General features: G+C 56.5%; 13 protein-coding genes. 6 read left to right on the top strand and 7 right to left on the bottom strand.

Annotated elements, in window-relative coordinates; genetic code table 11:
- Positions 1-6: 6 nt before the first annotated feature.
- Genes CF161_RS03835 through CF161_RS03815 form a run of 5 tightly spaced genes read right to left on the bottom strand, consistent with a single transcriptional unit; the run spans position 7 to position 12,902 of the window.
- Entirely contained in the window at positions 7-4,389 is a 4,383-nt protein-coding gene (locus CF161_RS03835; protein ID WP_020295247.1) for an Eco57I restriction-modification methylase domain-containing protein, read from the bottom strand.
- A 21-nt stretch (positions 4,390-4,410) separates the two neighbouring features.
- Positions 4,411-7,191 carry a helicase-related protein gene (locus CF161_RS03830; protein WP_043228593.1) on the bottom strand — a complete coding sequence of 927 codons (2,781 nt, stop codon included), beginning with the start codon at positions 7,189-7,191 and terminating at the stop codon, positions 4,411-4,413.
- A complete protein-coding gene (locus CF161_RS03825) occupies positions 7,188-12,470 on the bottom strand; it encodes a DEAD/DEAH box helicase (RefSeq protein WP_020295244.1) in 5,283 nt (1,760 codons plus the stop codon). The genes CF161_RS03830 and CF161_RS03825 overlap by 4 nt, the downstream gene beginning before the upstream one ends.
- On the bottom strand, positions 12,463-12,708 hold the full coding sequence (locus tag CF161_RS03820) for a hypothetical protein (protein ID WP_020295243.1): 246 nt from the start codon (positions 12,706-12,708) through the stop codon (positions 12,463-12,465). Before CF161_RS03820 ends, CF161_RS03825 begins: the two co-directional genes overlap by 8 nt.
- A complete protein-coding gene (locus CF161_RS03815) occupies positions 12,708-12,902 on the bottom strand; it encodes a helix-turn-helix domain-containing protein (RefSeq protein WP_020295242.1) in 195 nt (64 codons plus the stop codon). The genes CF161_RS03820 and CF161_RS03815 overlap by 1 nt, the downstream gene beginning before the upstream one ends.
- 494 nt (positions 12,903-13,396) lie before the next feature.
- Between CF161_RS03815 and CF161_RS03810 the strand changes: the two genes are divergently transcribed.
- Both CF161_RS03810 and CF161_RS03805 read left to right on the top strand, forming a co-directional pair.
- The gene (locus CF161_RS03810; protein WP_020295241.1) at positions 13,397-14,485 is read left to right on the top strand and encodes a type IV toxin-antitoxin system AbiEi family antitoxin; all 1,089 of its coding nucleotides are present in this window, start codon (positions 13,397-13,399) and stop codon (positions 14,483-14,485) included.
- Between the two features lie 3 nt (positions 14,486-14,488).
- Positions 14,489-15,412 carry a hypothetical protein gene (locus CF161_RS03805; RefSeq protein WP_043228592.1) on the top strand — a complete coding sequence of 308 codons (924 nt, stop codon included), beginning with the start codon at positions 14,489-14,491 and terminating at the stop codon, positions 15,410-15,412.
- 409 nt (positions 15,413-15,821) lie between these two features.
- Here CF161_RS03805 and CF161_RS03800 read toward each other — a convergent pair whose 3' ends face one another.
- Positions 15,822-16,145 (bottom strand): hypothetical protein, encoded by a 324-nt coding sequence (locus CF161_RS03800; protein ID WP_020295239.1) that lies wholly within the window; start codon positions 16,143-16,145, stop codon positions 15,822-15,824.
- A gap of 304 nt (positions 16,146-16,449) precedes the next feature.
- Here CF161_RS03800 and CF161_RS03795 point away from each other — a divergent pair, with 304 nt between their 5' ends.
- The 4 genes from CF161_RS03795 to CF161_RS03780 all read left to right on the top strand — a co-directional run bounded on the left by CF161_RS03795 (position 16,450) and on the right by CF161_RS03780 (position 19,221).
- Positions 16,450-16,854, top strand: a complete 405-nt coding sequence (locus CF161_RS03795) for a hypothetical protein (protein ID WP_043228589.1) — start codon at positions 16,450-16,452, stop codon at positions 16,852-16,854.
- Between the two features lie 180 nt (positions 16,855-17,034).
- On the top strand, positions 17,035-18,210 hold the full coding sequence (locus CF161_RS03790) for a diguanylate cyclase (protein ID WP_020295237.1): 1,176 nt from the start codon (positions 17,035-17,037) through the stop codon (positions 18,208-18,210).
- Positions 18,211-18,506: 296 nt separating this feature from the next.
- A complete protein-coding gene (locus CF161_RS03785) occupies positions 18,507-18,761 on the top strand; it encodes a hypothetical protein (RefSeq protein ID WP_256206339.1) in 255 nt (84 codons plus the stop codon).
- Between the two features lie 10 nt (positions 18,762-18,771).
- On the top strand, positions 18,772-19,221 hold the full coding sequence (locus CF161_RS03780; protein ID WP_043228586.1) for a DUF3828 domain-containing protein: 450 nt from the start codon (positions 18,772-18,774) through the stop codon (positions 19,219-19,221).
- 115 nt (positions 19,222-19,336) lie between these two features.
- Here the strand turns inward: CF161_RS03780 and nirK are convergent, their stop codons facing one another.
- Positions 19,337-20,428 (bottom strand): copper-containing nitrite reductase, encoded by a 1,092-nt coding sequence (gene nirK / locus CF161_RS03775; RefSeq protein ID WP_020295234.1) that lies wholly within the window; start codon positions 20,426-20,428, stop codon positions 19,337-19,339.
- Positions 20,429-20,529 lie beyond the last annotated feature (101 nt).

Here is a 20,529-nt window from a genome sequence, read left to right as displayed (position 1 = left end):
CCCTGCTTAGGCTTGTTTGCTTGACTGTTGACTGAGCTGAATCCCTTCGTCACCGGCACCAAGCTGCATCTGTTCCGCAGCGTTCAACAGAATGCTGGCGACTGAGGTAGCTTGGGTATCGACAATCAGATGAGCCGGGATATCTTGTCCCTTTAGCGCGACGAGTTGATTGGACTCCACCCGCACCAGCCCAGCGGCCTCGAAATAACGAATCCAATCCTGTATCCGACCACCTTCAAGTCGCGTGGACTCGAAGATCCCGGCGTACTGATCTTGAAAGGTCGCAACATTTTTTGCATTCGTCTCCCCTACATAAGCCAACAACAATTCAGAGCGGGCTGCAATAAGCGAGGCATCGTACAGCTGACGGCGCGGTAAACGCCCTGCTTGCTGAATCAACGTGAGCAGCAGGCCAGCCAAGCGAGCATCTAGCTCATCGCGAATAACGCCACGCTCCGAATAAGTTGGCGGTGCCTGCTGTCCAGGTGGAGGAACCAGAAGACTGACATAGGTTTCGCCGCTGGCTTCCGCCAAGGTTATTCGGTCGAATTCACGCATGACCAAACGTCGAGTGCGATATTCCCCGAACGATTTGGTTTCGTTGTTCTTGAGCACGCGGAAAGTTTCGCTGGGGTAGTCCTCACCCATAACTTCTGAAGGATCGAGGATATAACGCAGCTCATCACGGCTCAGGCCATAGAGACGGGCGTAGTAGGCGTCGAGCTCTGCTCGCAGTTCTGCACGGCGATCAGGGTCGAAGGCGAACGGTGGACCATCGTAGCCAAGGTCTTTTGCCCAGCTTGCAAGATCGCGGGCAGTGTAGGTGAGCTCCAGCACCCGAGGGACGATAAATGCGAGGTCAGTTTCGATATAGCGATCGGGGGGCAAATTCGGCAACTGCTTCTTGACGTGATATTTCAGATGTGTCCCACCAACTTTCTGCCGAGCCGCATAATCGTGCACGAGCGAACATTGGTCTGCCAGTAAACACGCAACTCGCGAACCATGTTTAGCGTCAGGGAACATCAGTAACAGTGTATCGCCAGTTCCCACCCGTCCCACCACACTGGCAATCACCGTACGTTCGTCCGTGGCGCGGCATATGTCCCGCCACCCCATCAACCAGCCCTTGTCCCAGCCTTTACTTTGTAGTCGCTCATTCACCTCGGCTGAGCTCACCCAATAGCGCGGAGTGACGGTGTAGTCCTGGTCGGCCTTCTCAAGCCGACTCACATCACGACTGCTTCCATCGGGTGTGTAGGTGGCCCAGCGGTTGTCGAACTGGTGGATCATCTTGGCTTCATACAGCGGCAACAACTCAGTGCCAAGCGTATCCGCAAACAGGTGGCTATCGCTGGTCATGTTGAACAGCCCTTGCGAGAAAGAAATGCCCCACGGGTTGCCGTTGGGCTGACCGTCCTCAATCAGCACCGGTGCTGCGCGGTAAAGTTTTTTGGTCAACTCTGCATCGTACTCGCTGCGAAAAACCGGACAGGTGAGCGTATTGGGGTTAATCAGGCAGAACTCGGCAGGCGTGAGGGCAAAGCTACGACGCGGGTCTGTCAGTTGGCTTACCTGCGTGGCAAAGCAGACGAACTCGGCTTGGGGGGCAGCTCCGAGGGTGAGCAAGCAGAACTTCATACGGCTATCGACGGCGGCAAATAGCTTGTCGCGATTTTCAATATCATAGAGGCTGACCAATCGCCCGTTTTGCGTTAGATAGGCAAAGAAAGCCTTGGTGCTATCGTCGGTAGCGATACCTGTAGGCACGATAAAACCTGCGCGGCCATGCTCCTGAGTAATCTGACTCATCGTTTCCGCAAATAGCGGGTAAGTATTGAGTTTACCCACCGCAGTCATGGGAAAGCGCCCAAACTCACGGTAGAAGTTGTTGGCAGCCGCAATGCGATGGCTCTCCACCACATACTCGCTCCAGAGGCGCGGGTCATCCGCCGACAGCGCTACAATCGCTCGTTTGCGCTTTTCACCAGCTTGTTGCGCAATGTGAGGTGCCCGCGACGCAAAGAACTCCTCTTCGCCCATTTGCGACACTTCCCACGGGGGATTACCCAGCACGCAGTCAAATCCCCCGGCGGCAAACACCTGCGGAAAGGCCAACGGCCAGTGCAGCACACGGGCTTCGCGGCATGACGCTTGCGCGGTAGCGAGTTGTTGCTGGTGTTCGGCGCTTAGACTGTCGGTGAGCAGGGTCAGGTACAACGTGGCACTAGTGGGGATATGTGCTTCGCTCTCTTTGGTTTTGGGCATCATATACGCGCCAAGCGTAATATCGGCGGCGTGCGCCAACCGGCTGGTTTTGGCCTGCGCCAGAAACTCGCGGTAAGCGGCTTCCTTCCTTGCAATCTGTTGCGTGCTGTCTTGCGGTAAGGCTTCGATGGATTGCAGAGCTGTGAGGCCAACGGCATCGTCAAATCGCAGAGAAGTTTGCTTGCCCTTCAGATCGCGCTCCAGCTGCTTAAGGCCAATGGCATTAGTTTTGACTAGAGCCTTGCACACATTTTTGTCGTCTCCAGGCAAAGGCTTAAACGCCTCTTTAGCAATACCCAGTTCCAGCGCGTTCAGGTCAGTCAGCCCAAGTAGCGCATCACCACATTGCAGGTGGTGGTCGAGAAAGCCCAGCGGGCGGCCTTCTTCAAAACCTTCCAACCATAAAGCCATGCGCGCCAGTTCCAGCGCCATAGGGTTGCGATCCACACCGAAAATGCAACGACTCACTACTTCGCGCAGAGCATGGCGGTAGTCTTGCGGCTTTATGGCGTCGTCAGGCGCTTGCAATTGGGCCAGTTTTTCCGCCAGGCGGCGAGCGGCAGCCAGCAAAAAATGCCCACTACCGCAGGCGGGATCGATGACGCGAATCGCCAGCAGTGCCTCCACGGGGTTGGCCGGATTGGCCGCCAAACGTTGCTCTATCACGGGATCGAGAGCGGACTTAATCAGCTCCTTCACCAGTGAGTCGGGCGTGTAATAGCTGCCGGTTAGCTTACGGGCGTTGCCGGCGGTGCTGCCTTCGCTGGTTAAACCGACAAAGCCAAATTGTTTGGCGGGCAGATCGATTTCCGGCACCAGTTCTAGCAGGCTCTCGTACACGCTGCCCAGTTCTTCCGGCCCCATATTGCGATAATCCACCGGAGCCAACGTTCCGCCATGATTGGCCCAACGCAAGTTTTGCATCACGGCCAGAAGGTGAGCGTTGCTCAGGCTGGCGGCATCGAGCTGCGGGCACTGGCTTTGTGCAAACAGGCCACCCAGTGCGGGTAGGGCCAAGCGAGGCTCTCCTTCGGTCAAGCCCCTGAAGACGATACGTAGAGCTTGCCAGTGGTCATCGAAGCGATTGCGGGCACGACGTTTCAGGCATAGCTCGCGCAAGCGAGCTACAGCATACCCCTCGGCATAAACACGACGGGCAGCAATAGCTCCCTTATTGTCGTCTGCTGGATGCAGCAGGCCGCGCTCCTCTACGCTGAACAGAAAGATCAGCCGATAGATAAGGCGCAGCAATTGCTGGAAATAGGCATCCTTACTCAGCTCGCCGCAGTGCAAGGCGCGGCGCAGAACCTCGTTGCTTGGGTGTTGCAAAAAGCCTTCGCCCAGGGTGAGCAGGGCTTGGGTGACGCCCAGGCGCAGACCGTCGCGCACACGGGTCCCCTCCTCCTGACCAACTTCGCGCCAGCGCTCCCAGATGCAGCTTTGCAGATCATCGCCGGCACGGCTGGCGTGCAACAGACGCCAGACGTTGGTGAACTCGGCATAACGCTGACCGCTCAGTAGGTCTTGCAGGTCCACTTCCAGAAAGCTGGGGCGAGTGAGTGTGGCTGCATCTCGCAGCAGACGTAGTTGTTTGCCATTGCTGACAATAGCCCAGAGGTGTTCGGAGCTGGCGTTAAGCAGTTCTTGCGCGAGCTGGAACGCAGACTTTTTCCGGCTACCGCTGTCGGTGATAGCAAAACGTGCATCGGCATCATCCAGTCCCATTGTGTGCGGTGCGACAACGATGGGCAGGTTGCCTGCGAGTAGCTGCACTGGGTAGTGCCGTTCACCCACGGTGATACTTTTGACTTGCGAAAGATTGCTGTAGCCAAATGCATCGCGCAGCAGCTCGAGCACTAGGTGCTGAGTGATCGCAGCAGCATCCACATCTGCACGATCGATTTGCGCAGCAAAGTGTTTGTACTGAGCACTGGCAATCTGGAAGGCCCGGCTGTAATCGTCCTTGAGCTTAAGCCCCTTGGGGATGAGGTAATCAGTTTCGGTTTGCCATTTGGCACTTCCAAGGGCGGCCTTTTCCAACTGGTCAGGCAGGAACAGACCGCCTTCGAGCTTAAGCGTAGGTAGGTTGAGCGCGGCCTGGGTTTTGCGGAGCTTTCTCATTTTGACTTTCCTTAGGCGCGCTTACAGCGAATCCGGTAGCAGCACATACACACCAATCACATCCACTGGTAGACAGGGGCTAACGCTGTACTGACCAACATCTCGAGCGGCTTCGCGCACTCGCAGATGATCGTCCAACAACGAGTTGGCGCGCTCGGTAGCCAACGTTTCTAGCTGCTGCTGGTTGCAGGCAAGAAAATCAAGAGCGGTGCGGATTTCGCGCTGCATGGTCTCAGTGGGTAGGTTGCCACTAGGGGTGCATTGCAACAGTTTGCTAGCCGACTCATCACTCAACCACTGCGGATTACTGCGACCTTTGACGGCCAGCGCCACAGTTTCTTCCGCCATCATCTGAAAGGGTTCGCGGCGGCGCACATAGCCGAGCTGGTGGCGCAGGCGCAGCAGGTAAATGGTGGTAACCACGTCCACCGCATCGGTGAGAGTGGCAGCGCTGCGGGCAGCGATGGAATGCTCACTGGAAAGGCTATCTTCGAGCAGATACTCAGCCAGTACGGTAACCAGTGGATGGCTGCGGTGCAGCTCGTTGAAATCAATTATCAGCGGTTTACCGATGCCTTCATCGGCTAGACGCATCCTCAATGCCTCGGGCAAGTGCTGTGGCAGCAATCGCTGGTGATGCGGCTTATGCGTGGGCTCCAGCGGGGCATTCAATCGGGCGCAAGCGCTTTGTACAAAGCGTTGAACATCGGCCTGGGTACCGAGAGCCTGCTGCTGTTTTTGCCATTCGGGTAACACTTCATCAGGACGGATACGTCGCTGGGCGAACACCGTGCGGTTGGCCTTGGCTTTTTCTAATGCGTCCTGCCATTGGGCTTGCAGCGGCTGCAGTTCGACATTCGCGGCAGCAAACATATCTGGCGTATAGGGAGCGGTGATGCCGCCGCGCTTCATAAGGGCAGCTTTCACCAGCGCCTGGCTGATGCGCTGCTCGTCTTCGGGCATGGGCACTAATACGCCGAGTTCTTTCTGGATGGCCTCGCCTTTGCGCAGAATGACGTTAATCACAAAGCCATCAACTGGGTTGTCCTGCCCATAGAGCATCGTGCAGCGCACTTCCGCCGCTTGCTGACCAAAGCGGTCGACACGGCCTTCACGTTGCTCGTGACGGGTAGGATTCCAAGCCAGGTCATAGTGGACCACGGCGGTGAACAAGTGCTGCAGATTAATGCCTTCAGAAAGGCAGTCTGTGGCGACCAGAATACGTTGGTTGCACTCCTCCATCGCATCGACCCGTTCGCGACGCTCTTCTGGTGTGTATTCGCCGGTAACGGCTTCGATGATGACCTTTGGGAAGGCTTTTTTCAGGTGCTCGGCTACATAGTGCGCGGTAGCGATATAGCGACAGAACACCACCGGCTGATACCCGTCCTTAATCAGGGATTGCAGGTGCTGAATAAGGCTAGAGAGTTTAGGGTCGCCGGCTTTGCCAGAAAGGCGCTCAGCCTCTTTGATGAGGGTTTGCAGGCGACTGGCATCTTGGAGTTGAGCTGGTGGCTCCAAGTCGCTGCTTTCCAGGTCGTCAGCCTCGCCGTCATGCAAACGTTCGTCGGTCAGCAGATCGTCGAATTCGAGAGTGCCCTCAATTCGGGTGGTCAAGGCTTTAACTGCCGCTGCCGGAGAGGAGGCAACGCAACGCAACAGGGCAAGGGTGGCGTACCAGATCAGACGCACGCTGCCAGACTTTGTCTGCTCAATGCTTTCGGCCAGCTCACGGCAGTAGCTTTGTACTGCATCGAAAAAGCGGCCCCAGTCACCACTAAGCTGGTAGGTAACTTCGGTTTTCATGCGGCGCGGAAAACCACGGCCATCGCCGGTTTCCGCTTGCCATTCGGCTATATCCTTGCGGCGACGCTGGACGAAATGGCGGGCGAGTTCCTGGCGCAACGGATCAGTGGTAGACATACGTCCTTGCAGGGCAACAAAGCGCGGGTCAAGCAAGGAAAGTAAGTTGTAGAACGCGACTTCGTCGCCAGAATGCGGGGTGGCAGTGAGCAGCAGAAGATGGCGACTTTCGTCTTTCACCAAGCGTTGCAACAGCTCAAAACGCAGTTGCTTGCCAGCACCACTCCTAACGCAGGTATGTGCCTCATCGACGATTACACATTCCGGAGCAATGGAAAGGAAGTGTTCGCGGTGTCGTTCGCTTTTGATGTAGTCGAGGCTAACTACCACCACAGGGTAGTGGTCAAACAGGCTAACTCCGTGTGGCAGGTCGCGCTCAATGCGGCTAGCGCTACTAGAGGTAAGCGCCACGGCTTGCAGATTGAAGCGGGTTTCCAACTCACTTTGCCATTGTTCGACGAGGTGCGGCGGACAAAGTACAGCAAGACGGCTGATCTCCCCACGATCCATCAGCTCGCGGGCAATCAAGCCGGCTTCGATTGTTTTGCCGACACCTACGTCATCGGCAATCAGTAAACGTACAGTCGTCAAGCGCAGGGCCATCAACAACGGCACCAACTGGTAACCACGCGGCTCGACGGCGATATTGCCAAAGCAGCGGAACGGGCCGCCACCGTTGCGAAGCTTTAATCGCAAAGCATCGCGCAATAACAGAGCCGCCGCATGGTTGCCGGCCTGGTCGGGCTGTGGCCATGGGAAGGTAGCAGGTTCAACGGGCTCAAACTCCAGCTCAGGAATCAAGGCAATGGTGTCGTCATCTGCGCCACCCAATGGGCGCAAACGCAGCCAGTCGCGTCGAGAGTCGCTTTGTACTACCCACTCGCGCCCACGGGCGCGAATCAAGTTGCCGGGCATGAAATCGTGTTCGAGCGTAGTCATTGTTGTTTCTCTGGCATGTCAAACACGTCGGCATGGCGGGCGAACTGGACTGACCATTGTGATGGGTCGGAAAAGTCAAGCACTTGCCAGCCTTTGTCGACTAGTAGGCTATGCAACTCATTGGATACCGCCTTAAGGAATACTAATGCGCGGACAGATTTGTACTGTCCGGCTACAGCAGCCATCCCATTAAGGACTGACACATTAATGGCATCGGGCTGGCGGTGCCCTGCCCGACTAATGACTTGCAGCCATTGCTCCAAAAGCTCATCACCGCTGCGTGCCGCCGCAACAACAGGCATCTGACTCGGTTGTACTTGAGCGTTGGCCAACGCCACCAGAAGCTTGAGTGCATCAGCATTGCGGCGATTGATGTTTTCGTGATCGGGCTGATTGAAGTAGGAAAGTAAGCATTGGTAGCATCCAGCTTCGCAGATACGGTTGCCCAGCACGTCGGTTTGTTCCAGCTCGGGTAGGTTGTCGAACTGCCACTCACCTTGCGGTACGTTGTAATGCATAAGACTCAGGGCACTGCTGGCGACTTGCGCAAGGCTGGCAGGCTCGCTTGCTAGGCGAGTTAGCACACCTGCACCGCCTTCGGCCGCCTCGTAAAACATCAACGCTCGGCGTTCGTCGCCTTTAGGCAACGGCTCAGCGACCAGTTCGGATTCTTCGATCTGGAAGGTCATTTCAATACCGCGCTTAAGCGCCGCCTGCAAGGTAGCCATCGCCTCGGTGGAGAGCGGGTGCAGCGGTGCCAAAATCAGCAGATTTCGATGATCCTCGACAAAAGGAACGATGCGCTGGTTGGGTATTTTGTCGAGTAAGGCTTCGTCATTGCCGCCGTCTTCGCTGCCACTAGGATCGTCCTGCTTGCTCCAGGTACCGGTTATGGGATTAATGTAAAAGCCGAGATGTTCCTTGTTCTTACGCCGGCGCCAGCCTCGATTTATCCTCCACAAGCGGGCGGCGGGAGCATAGGTGAGCTCGGCCAGTACGTCTCCGCCCTGCTGGATTTCCGCCTTACGCTTTTGGATGACACCATCAGGCCCAGGCAGGAAACGGTAGGTAGTTTGTAAGTCGAAACCTTGACGTTGTCGGTCTTCATCATTAATGGAAATGCGTTCGACAGCTACGGTTTCCACAGTCTCGACGCGATAAAGCTCACGCACCCAATCATGCTCGGTTAACAGTGCATCGCAGTTTTCACAGGTATTAACGGCGAGCTGCCCGCAGCCAGGATCGCCCACGTGACCATAGCCGCACTGGTTGCAGACCAATGAGGCAACAGTAGCCAACTGACTGTTGCCCGATATGTGATCAGATGAGCCAACGTTAAGTTTGGCACGCACCACGCGATACATGCGACCTTGGTGGTAGATAAGGCTGCGCGGGCCAAATTCCGAGAGCCCTAGAAAACGCGGACGGCTTACCATACTGCCTTCGTCGTCTTTGCCGGAATTAGAAATACCGCCACGGGCGGGAATCCAAGCCATAAGCGGCAAGCGTGGGAAGTTGTAGCCGGGCAGGAAGCCTTGGCTGGCCAAGTAGCGATAAGTATAGAAATCCGAGCTCTGCGTATTGCCACTCTTAAGCAGTACAGCGTATTGGCGAGCGGCATCCCCATAGCGACGCTGGGCGTTTTGCCTTTCGCTGTGGGAGGCTGTATGACTTTTTACAATTTGGTCAGCCATATTCATCTGTGCGCGGGTGGCATCGAACAAGACCCGCCAGCGTTCAAGTGCGTTGGAGAACTCTTGTGGCGCCTCTTTAATGACCTGCTGCACGTAGTCGGGTTTAAACCAGTCGCTGCCATTTAGTTCGTTTTGCAACTGAGCGATGACTCGAGAAGCGCTGGCCTGTGCTCTTGCCTGAACCGCGGGGTCATTGAGGGCATCGTAATAATGCTGGATCAGTGGTTTTTCTGGCGGATCTAAATCAAGCATAAGTGCGATGCTGGAGTCCAGGGCTACTTGCGCGCAGGCCAGCCAGACGGCGTTCAGGTGACTTTGGACGAGATCGCGGTTGGCCAAATCGAGGGTGGGCGCCCGCACCACGCCGTATACCATCTCGTTGGCATGATGGAAAAACCATTGGTCGTGCGGACTCTGAGAAGCACAGTAAGTGATGACCAACGCCTGCTGTCCGGAGCGCCCTGCCCGGCCACTACGCTGCGCATAGTTAGCTGGGGTAGGTGGCACGTTTCGTAAGTAAACAGTGTTGAGCGCAGAGATATCCACGCCCAACTCCATGGTTGGCGAACAAAACATGACTGGTAAACGCTCAAGCGGCGCTTCATGTGCTGGGTTGCTCGCCCAATCCTTACGGTCTTTCTCGGTGTAGCGGAAGCGCTGCTCCAGCAATTGCCGCCTTCCTGCATCGACTTGGGCAGTATGTTCATGGGCTTCAAAGTCGAATAGCGAATGGCCACTCTGTCTCAGCACTGTGGCGACACTGAGATAAAGCGTACGGAAGAAAGCATTGGCTCGGCTATCGTCACCCTGCGTATCGTCGGTGATCAGACACCAGTCCAGCGCGGCAGCATTCAGACGCCAACCCACCAACCGCTGGTCAATCGGGTGCTTTTGCACATAGCCATAAAGGTTAGCGGCCTGCAGCAAGGCTTCCACTAAGTCGCGCCAGTCAGCATCTTTCCAGCTCGCCACTTGGCCAGCTATTGAAGTTTGCTTCCAGAAAGACGCTGTTTTTATATCGCGCAACAGGCGCGAACGTGGGCCGCCTGGCATCAGATCGGTACGCGGTTTGCCCTTGTAGTCAGGGCGCTTGTCCAGGATTAGGTACTTGGCGGTTTCCAACTGCTCGTCAGCGGCAAAGGCCCAGCGATCATTGAGGTAGGAGAAAGCACTAGTACGGGCTTTATCTTGCTCCACGGCATCTAGATACCGGCTCTCCAAACACAGGCCGCGCCGCATGGCATCAAAAACTTGCTGGCAGAGGAGTGCGCGATTGTGCGCATTCAATTTGCTCAGTGTGGAGTTTTTGGCAAAGGACGCATCGTCTGCACAGAACTCATCCAGGCTGCGATAGCGAATGGCAAGCAGACCCAACTGATCGAGGTTCGGATTGTTGAAACGCCAGCCTCGACGAAGGTCACGCAGCAGGCGATATCCGATGATGAAACGCAGCGTGCGTTGCGCCTCCTGTCGTGCCAGCCCCATGAGCTTGGGAGTACGCAGGTATTCAACGAGAGTGGCGTCATTCAGTTGGTCAAAGCCGAGCGCCTTGAACACCGAGTCGGCCAATTGCTCTTCGGTAAGGAGCCCCTGGCTATTTTGCAGAGCGCCGATCAAGCCAGAACGCAGTGTCAAAAGAAAAACAAAATCGTTGAAATGCCCAGCCTGTAGGGCGGCATCCTGACGGTTGTCGGTAAAGCCCAGCAGTTTACGGGGATCGGCTTGCCCTGGGCTTGGTTCTCCCTCAGCAAACAGTTGACGCAACGCACTCAAGGTAAGGATTGTCGTGGCAGATGAACGGCCCTCGCCCGAAAGACTAGCGAGGCGGTTTATGTCTTTGCCGTGGGCTTCATGCGCTTGCGCGCACTTTAGGCAAAAACGGAACTTGCCGGGGATATACCAGAAAGACTCGCCGGAACCCTCATCACCTCTCACACTCACTGATGTTTGGTAGGGCACTAACTTTTTGTAGTTCTGCTTGAGCTTGGGTTCGTCTTTGCTCAAGTCCAACCAAGTCTCGGGTAGATCCTCTAACAGCCCCCCATACTGCTGGCCGGATTGCACCGGGCAGAGAAAACCAAAGGCAACATCTTCGTTGTCATCGGAGGCTATATCATCGATTTCGCGCGGTTGGTAGCTGGTGGGCAGTTGCTTGGAAAGCCACACCGGGTGGTATTCCTGGCCGCAGTCGCGACAGAAATGTACTGGATACAAATGAACGCCTTCGTCCTGCCGTCCCGGCGCAAACCGCTGCGCGTCGAGAGTCACATGGCGCGTCCCCTGAGCCTCCAGAGTAGCCAGAACTTTGCCCGGACCACTGATGAACTGATGCAGCTTGAAGGCAAAGGGCGGGCGGCCTTGCGGGGTTCTGATTTCATGAGCAGCTACTAAAAAGCGTTGCAAACTAACGCGAGCGTCCTCCGGAGAGATTCCGGCCTCCTTTGCAAGTTTGGCGCTGGCCTCATGCAAAGTCATGGGCTTGGCACGACGTGGAGGTTCGTTGTCCGAAAAATCGATCCCAAGATTTAGCTCTACCCAGATTGCCATCGGGTCAGTGCGAAAAGACTCGAATCCTTCCCAGGCAAACTCCTTGCGGCTCAACGCGATTTTCAGTTTCGGCAGAATGGCCGGTACATCCTTGAGCGGATCTGTTACCCGTTCCAGCGTTTCGCCAATGACGTCTTGCTCAGTAATGCAAGCGCCAAAAAGCTTGCTAGCTACCTCTGCCACCGTCTTGTTGCGGTCGGCTTGGCTTCCTGTGCTGGACATAGTCGCAGAGGTGCCAATGCAAACTAGCTCATCGGCTTGTAAACGCTCGCGCAACCGTCGCACCAGCAACGCAACATCAGCCCCCTGCCGCCCACGATAGGTATGTAGCTCGTCAAGAATCAAGAACTCCAGGCCATGACAATGCTCAACCACCCGCCGATCATCCTCATCAAACCGAGTAAGAATAAGCTCCAACATCATGAAGTTAGTGAGGAGGATGTCCGGAGGATTGTCAGCAATAGCCGCGCGTTCGATACGCGACTCCTGCCCGGTATAACGAGCGACGGTGAATGGCTGTAACCCTTCTGGGTAACCATGCAAGAATTTGTCTAGCTCTTCCAACTGACTGTTGGCTAAGGCGTTCATTGGATAGATGACGATGGCACGGGTACGTGGACTTTGATCCTGATCCTTGGCTTTTAAAATCCGATCGATCACAGGAATAAAAAAGGACAAAGACTTACCTGACCCTGTGCCAGTTGTGACTACATAGCTCTGACGACCCTGACCTTTCGCCAGGGCTTGTAGCTGGTGGGCATAAAGGTGCAGCGGTTCCGGACGCCCCTCAGTTTTGCCTACCTGAAAAAGCTCGGCACAGGCTTTGTGCAATAGACCGTCCGCAGCAAGTTGCTGCACCGTCCCCTTGCGCTGATAGTTTGGGTTGATCTGGATAAGAGGCTCAGGCCAATAACGACCACTGGCATACTGACGCTCGACTTCTTCTCGGATGTCGGCAGCCTGAATCCGGGAGAAGCTGCGGGAAAAGCTGCTGTATTCATTTATTAATTGATCGCGGAAATTGAATACGTTATCCATGCGTTGTTTCTCCTTCCACTTCGATTTGATAACCAGCAGTCATGAATGCGTTGCTCTCGCCTTCGGGCGTCTGCGGACGCTTCAATACAATGTGCGCAAGGAAGTTCACGTACCCGCAGACGGGTTTCCCCAGATCCCCAGCGTTGTGCAATGAAAAATTGCGACCGACAACCCGCTCATCCTGCCGAGCAAACAATACGCTCGCGGCATAAGACAAGCGATAGCGTTCAGACATCATCACGAGCCTCGTGCGCAGCTGTCACTGGCACCACCGGCCTTAATCCAGGCATCCACCTCTGTTTTCTGGAACTTCCAAAGCCGGCCGACCTTGTGGGACGGCATGTGGCGCTTCGCAATCCAGGCGTACACGGTGTCTTTGCTGACGCCGAGGTGCTCAGTGATCTCTTCAACGCTAAGCCAACGGTCTGTCATGACTAGATCCACGGAAAACAAGATCGCGGATCTTAGCGGATTTGGCCTGATTTAATAGGGTTAAGCTGGAACGCAATCAAAAACTCAATTGGCTTAACGGATCAGCGCCCTGGCCCCCATTGGCTCCTAGATAGTCCACTTAAATTGGACACCATCGCCCGAGGCGTAGGTATCAGGAAGGCGTGTTGGCTGAACGCTTGCCGTGTCTCGAGAGTCAATAAGGCCCCGCCCCCTCTGACTGGGCGCTGAGGCATACCCTCCAGACGGAATTCCCTAATAACTGGCCCCGCTTACGAGTTTCCCCTGACCAAAAAATCACAGCTAAACAAGCGGCAAAAACCATAAGCAGCCTTTCTTTATGGCACCTTAGCTGTACAGCTAAACTAGCAAATACACATAAATAAAAATTCATTGCCCTTGCTTATCTGTACAGCTAACCTATAAAAAAACATAAACAAACGTCTATTTTGCTACATTATCTGGACGATCAAGCTATGCGGTACGAGATTTCTGAGCACGACCAGCTCCCACTTATCGAGTCATTCGTTGAGTCATTTCAACGCGCGACGGGCGCCAAGGTTCTGGACCGAAAATATGAGGTTCCATGCCATGATGGCAACGTTGATCTCCTGCTCAAGATCGCAACACCTTCTGGAACATGGGAGATGCCGATAGAACTCAAGCGAGTGGTATACCCTCGCGACGTTCGCCAAGCAGTATGGGTTCTAGATGGATACCGCAGCGCCCCAACAGACAATGCCATCGTCCCAATGCTCCTAGCAGAACAGTTGAGTTACGGTGCCCGTGAAGAGCTAATCCGCCGAGGGATAGGCTTCTACGATGCCAGTGGCTCGCTATACCTGCATCATGATAAATGGCTAGTCAACATTGATCGCAAACCTAAGACCTCTCCAAAGCAACGTACCATTTCCCTTTTTACCGGCTCTCGCGAGATGGTGATCCACGCATTGCTGCAGAGCAAAGGCGACTGGCTCACAGGATTAGCTCTTTCAGAATTGTCCAAAACCTCATCGTTCACTGTTTCAACGGTCCTGCAAGAGCTTGAGCGACTGGAGTGGGTGGAATCCGAAGGCAAGGGGCGCCAACTGCGCAGAAGGCTCTCCAAACCGGGAGATCTACTAGACGCTTGGGTTGAGGCTTGGCAAAAGCGGAAAGAAAACAAAACTAAATGGTACTTTTTCTGCCCCAAACCCGGCCAACTTTTGAACCAGATCAGCTACAGAGCTGAGGCGGCCGGTTATGACATCGAATGGGCCATCACCGGAGCAATTGCTGCAAACGCTATCTCTCCCTTACTTACCCAGACAAATACCGCAGAGCTACAGGTCACGCCCGGGCGCATTGAAGAGATGGCCCACATAATTGGACTGAAGCCTGCTGAGAAAGGGACCAACGTAGTGCTGATCGAACGCTCCGGCTCAAGCATGCTTTTCCGACAGCGCCTAGAGGGGTATGAGGGCTGGTTTGCCAGTCCATTCGTTCAATATCTGGACTTGCTGGATGGTCGAGGCCGAAATGCTGAGCTGGCAGCTCAGTTCCGACAGGACATTTTGAAGGTCTAAACCATGGCATTAGAACCAAAACCCAAGACTGCAGCTGGCTATTCCCCTGATAAGACCGATGCCTGCGAACAAGTTCTTGTGACGCTTCTGGGAGCGTTTGGCACCCTTAAATCGACGCTTCGCCTCGTAGGCGGATTGGTGCCCAGGTACCTCACGCCAGAGTCGCCTGAAGTTCCTGCACATTTCGGCACTTCGGATGTGGACATGGTGTTGAACCTTCAGTTGATGGCTGATGGCGAGGGTTACGCTTCCCTCGGCCAACAGTTGAAGGAGCGCGGATTTGAGCGCTATGTTAACCCGCTGAATGGCTGGTCCTCTGGTTGGCGTTGGATGCGACGCTTATCGGAGCACGAGTACGTCCTTGTAGAGTTTTTACAGGGTGCCACGGCTGAGTCGCCTCCAGGCAAAGCAAGAAACGTCGACGGTGAAGATGTCGCTGCGTTGCCGATCGAGCATGCTGAAATCGTACATGAATGGTATGAGGAGAGGCTGGTCACAGCCAGCCTACTGGATGGCGGCGGAATCTCGCGCGAAACGGTCCGGTACGCAGATTTCACAGCTTTTATCATTCTCAAAGCCCTTGCCTTCGACAGTCGTACTGAACCCAAGGATGCGGGGGATCTAATTCATGTGATGCAGTACTTCGGCCCTCCTGAGGCTGTAGCAGCACAATTCATCGACAGAGCGTCGACAGGCCTACACCAACCGGCGGTAGACGCCGCTCTCAAAGCATTAGAGCTCCGGTTCTGTGATTGCGACGATGCAGAGGGTTTTGAACTCACTGGGCCGGTTTCCTACGCACAGTTCCTATATGGTAAGAACGAGGAAGACGCAGAGGAAAGAATGCTAGCCCAGCGATACGCATCTGGCCTGGTCATGACGGTTGTTGATCTGATCCGCCGAGGGTTAACGAGCGGATCTAACTAAACTCCGAAATAAACTTTAGAAATCGGAAGCGTGAGGTGACTTGGCGCCCTGATGTTAACTAGGGTTGGTACGAAAAGTCGCCGAGCGAAGGTCTGCATGCTTCTGATTCGAACCTCATGAAAAGCCTGCAGGTTGAACCACAAAAAAGCCGGTCAAATGTCATGCAAAAACCACGAAAAAGTGGGGGAACAAATGGGGGCCCAGAGTGCTTTCTTGAAGATCTAATTCGTTATTTTTCAAAAATATAGATCAATAAAAAGCCAACCACAAGCCGGCTTTTTAATGCCTTTTTGAAAGCCATCCTTATCCGCCTGAATGCCACGCCACTTGCTCGAACAGGGGCCTGAGCCGCGCCCACCTGCCCGATCACTTCTTCGAGATCACGCCAACGGCTTAAAAAGCCGCTGCCTCACCAAAAGCGCAGTTCACCACCGGTCATGAGAAACACCAGGGCCAGCCCGAACGAGCCGAAAAACAGCGGAGCCACGGTGATCACGATTTGCAGGATAACCGCAGCCTTGCAGGCACCTGACAGGCCGTAGCGCATCCAGTACAGCACGTGAAAAATCATCGTCAGGCCGTTGGCGACCCAGGCCGCGCCGATGGCCAGCATGTAGTTTTGCTGGGCGACACGCAGCAACATGATCAGCACACCGAAAATCGCGACCAGTGACGAGGCCACCAGCAGGCGTGATGGGCCCGAAGACACGGGTTGTGGGGCAGGTGCGGGCATTGGGTTTCCATCCATGTGAATGTGAGCAGATTCCTTCCCCACGCCGCTCGCCACAGCAAGAGCATGCCGACTGGACACTGGCCACGGGGTATTTCCGGGCGCGTATTTAACACCACATCCGGCTGTGGCGCCCGAGCTATTGCGCTCGCCCGGCCACACAGGCGCCAACCTGCAGCCATCGCGCGGCTGGCCGCCAAGAAGATGCGAAGTCGCTCGAAAAACCGCGTGGGATCCGTATGATTGCCCACCCCTTCAGCGCAACGCACGACCGCGGGCTGATGCTCCTTCCTCTTCCAGGCTCGCCATGAAAAAAATTCCTGTTTCAGCATTCCTTGCCTTGAGCCTGACGGGCTGTGTGGGCGCCTGGGTCGACACCACCAGTAAAACCACGAGCAAATCCAGCGCCCACGATCAGCTCACCTCTTACAACGAAAAACCGCTGATTACCCGTTCGGAAAAATCGCCCTCGACCCGCGAATGGTGCGGCACCACCTTGTTGGTCGTGATTATTCCGATCCCGCTCAAGTTGCCGGTCTGTGAGTCCTACAGCGAAATTGCCTATGGCAAGAACGTCTATGGCGTAGAAAAACCGCTGCTTTACACCAGCCAGAGCATGACCTCGACGTTCTACGCCTGCGGCCCCTTCATGTTTATGGCGCCGCTGATGCACAGATACCAGGGCAATGCCTTGTGTGGGGCAATTCCTTGATGAGTTGCGCCGCCGCCGGTTAAAAAGCCGGCGCAGGGCCTCAATGCACACCCGCTGCCAGGCACCACAGGGCATGGGGTGTCACTACACTCGTGGCGCTCGATACCGGCGCGCGGCCCGGCTTGCGCCCCTCCCCACTGCCGGTGAACCTCAGCACGACGCTGAAAGAGATCCAAGGACATGGCGCTGCACATCCAAACCCTGCTCGTGGTCGCGATCTTCATTTTTTGCCTCATGGGGTTGCTGACCTTTCATGCCTGGTGCCGGGAAACCCGCGAGCGCCCGCTGGCCTACCTGAGCGGCATGATGTTGCTGGCCGCCGTGGGCATGGTGCTGGTGAGCGCGCGAGGCATGGGCATCGATCCGCTGCCGGTGGTGCTGGGCAATATGATTCTGCTGCTGAGCGCCGCGCTGAACTGGACGGCCATGCGCGTGTTCAACGGGCGCCAAGCCTCGGTCCCGGGGATTCTCGCCGGCGCGGGCACCTGGTTTCTGCTGTGCCTGATCCCGGCCTTCTACCACTCGCTGGAGCTGCGGGTTTCCCTCTACTCGCTCATGACCGCGACGTACGGCGTGCTGACCGCGCTGGAGTTCTGGCGCAACCGCCGGCAACTGGAAGTGGCTTACCTCCCCGCGCTGACCCTGACCTTGCTGCACACCGCCTTCTATTGCGTACGCAGCGTTGTCGATCAGGCATTGCCACTGGATCAGGCGCTTACGGGCGATGGCGAAGGGGTGCCGTTTTTCTCGTTCATGCTGTTCGAGTCGATGCTGTATGTGATCGGCATTGCCTACGTGACCCTGGCCATGGTCAAGGAGCGGGTCGAACTCAAGTTCAAGGCCGCTGCCCTGTGCGATGCCCTGACCGGCATCGGCAACCGCCGCGCGTTTATGCTCGGTGCCGAGCGCGCCCTGCTCGACTGTCAGCAGCGTCAGGTGCCGGTGGCGTTGTTGCTGTGCGACCTGGACCACTTCAAGCGCTTGAACGACAACTTTGGCCACCAGACCGGCGACCTGGCCCTGATTGCCTTCAGCCAGGTGCTGGCGCAGCAACTGCGTACCCATGATGTGTTTGCCCGTATTGGCGGCGAAGAATTCGCCTGTCTGCTGGCAGATACCGATCAAGCCAGCGCCCTTCAGGTGGCCGAAGGCATTCGCAACGGCTTCGCACAGCTGACAATGCTCGAACCCGGCTTGCTCAGCGTCAGCATCGGCGTGGTGACCAGCGAGGAGGCCGGGTACGAGCTGCCGCACCTGCTCTCGCAGGCGGATCAGGCGCTGTATGGCGCCAAGGGGCTGGGGCGCAATCGGGTGCAGGCGGTGTCGCGGGAGGTAGCGGAGGCCCATTCAGGCTGAGTCAGATGACCGTTGCGCCCGTCCCCCTGAGGCCGCGACGTGCCTGATCTTGCGGGTTGCGCTTGAATGAACTGTGACCCATCCCCCAAAGCCCCATAAAAAGGCACTTAGCCAGTATTTCCGGCAGTGCCATCGCCCGCATAAACTCCCCGCTCTCAAGGACTTTCGGATGACAAGGAATGTGGAATAAACAAGCCGCTATCAATCACTTGAACTCGCATGCTCACGCTGGCAGTACGGGGCGCTGTGCGGCCTATACGCGCCAGGCGATCGAGGCCGGCGGCGGTGGCGTGATATTGCACCGAAAGCACTCGGCCAAGGACTTTGGCTCGTCCCTGATCTCCGCCGGTTTTGTCGAGCAGCCGGCCGGCCAGGCCCCTGATGCAGGCGACGTGGTGATTATCCAGCCCATTCCCGGCCATCCCCATGGGCATATGGCGATGTTCAACGGCAAACTCTGGGTGTCGGACTTCAAGCAGTTGCATGGTTTCTACCCGGGGCATTCCTATCGGGTGCAGAAGCCCGACTACAAAATCTATCGCCATCCATAAGGGGTCATCCATGAGAATGCTTTTCTGCTCGCTGCTGGCTGCCGTCGCCTTGCATCAGCCACTGGCCCTGGCGGATTGCGCCAGTTCGCCCAAGCCGGTCACCCAGGCGTTTTACAACTGGTATCTGCAGACTTATAGCCAGGACAAGGATCCGCTGACCGACAGCGTCCCGGAGATGAAGAAGTATGTCTCGGACGCGCTGATCGCCAAGATCAAGAAGCAGATGGCCAGCCCCGACGGCCTGGAAGAAGACTACTTCCTCAAGGCCCAGGACTACATGGATGAATGGCTGACCCAGATCAAGGTCAGCGAGCCGCAGATCCAGGGCTCCAGCGCCAAGGAGCAGGTCACCCTGGGCAACACCCCGGACACCACCCAGATCCTTGATGTACAGATGATCAAGGACAAGGGCTGCTGGAAGATCGACGAAGTACTGTCCACCGCCGATCAGAGCGACTGACTGACCGTCCCCCGCCAACAACAGCGCCGATTGCGGCTGGCGCGCAGGTCGTCGAAACGACCGACCTGCGCGCCAAACTCTGCGCGGGCATCACCCGCGCGACCTACCCCTCACTCTACGGTTTGACCGGAGCTATCGGCCCCGGGGCTTTTACCTGGGTCATCAGGTCATCGTCCCACTGCCCTTCGACCTTGACCTGGGCCAGGGCGCCGAGCTCCATGGCTTCGATCAGGTTGTGGTTGAGGTACACGTAAGTGCCCGGTTGCTTGAAGGTGTAGAGCGCGGCCAGGGCCGAACCGCCGGGAAGGAACCAGGTCTCCAGGTTGCGCTGCGGGGCATTGGCGAATTTGCCGGTGGTCCAGACCCAGTCGCCATGGCCGCCGATCAGGTGCGGACGGCTGTCACGATTGGCCTGGGAATGGATGAACAGCACGCTTTCACCGACTTTGGCGGTCAGGGCGTTGGCGCCGGTCAGCGCGCCGACCCGACCGTTGAACACGATATGGCTCGGGGTCAGTGTGCGCATCACTTCGCGGGTGTCCTGATAGCTTGAAGCCAGGTCCGGGTAGTCCTTGTAGTGCCCGTCCTTATCCTTGGGGATATACAGGTCGAACTCACCGATGGTGTAGGCGCGGTCATAGTGCAAGGGCTTGCCGCCTGGGTCTTTCAAACCGTCACGGGGCAGCACCATCAGGGTCCCGCTCATGCCCGAGACCACATGCCAAGGGACCATGCCCGCCGGTGCGCAGTGGTAGACAAAGGTGCCGCTGCGGTCGGCCTTGAAGCGCAGGACCACTTCCTGGCCCGGCAGCACCTGGGTCAGCGCCGCGCCGCCCAGGGCCCCGGTGGCGGCATGAAAGTCGATGTTGTGCGGCATGGTGTTGGTGGCCGGGTTGCTCAGGGTCAGTTCGACGTAGTCGCCCTCATGCACCACCAGGGTCGGACCGGGCATGGACCCGTTGAAGGTCATGGCTTGCAGCGTGGTGCCCTGGTCATCGATGACCATTTTTTTCTCTTCGACACGCATGTGAAACTGCATGACTTTCGGCGGCCCGCTGACCACCTGTTCGTGGGGATGCACCTGGGGCGGTGTCACCAACTCCACCTTGACCCGTTGCAACCCGTCGGCGCCGCCAGCCAGCACCGAGGTGGCAGCACAACCGCAGGCCACCACACACACTTTCAACCACGACTGAAAAGCCCCCATGTGCATCTCCTTGCCAATGAACGGTGGTTCATTGCAAAGCAAGCCCGGGCGAGTCGTATTGTCTTGCGGCAATAAATCACGCCGGCGGCCTGCCCGCGCGC

It is taken from the genome of Pseudomonas sp. CF161 (genome assembly GCF_000416215.1).
Classification (GTDB): Bacteria; Pseudomonadota; Gammaproteobacteria; order Pseudomonadales; family Pseudomonadaceae; genus Aquipseudomonas.
Note: the sequence above shows the minus strand (reverse complement) of the source record. Positions and strands in the feature narration are given on the sequence as shown.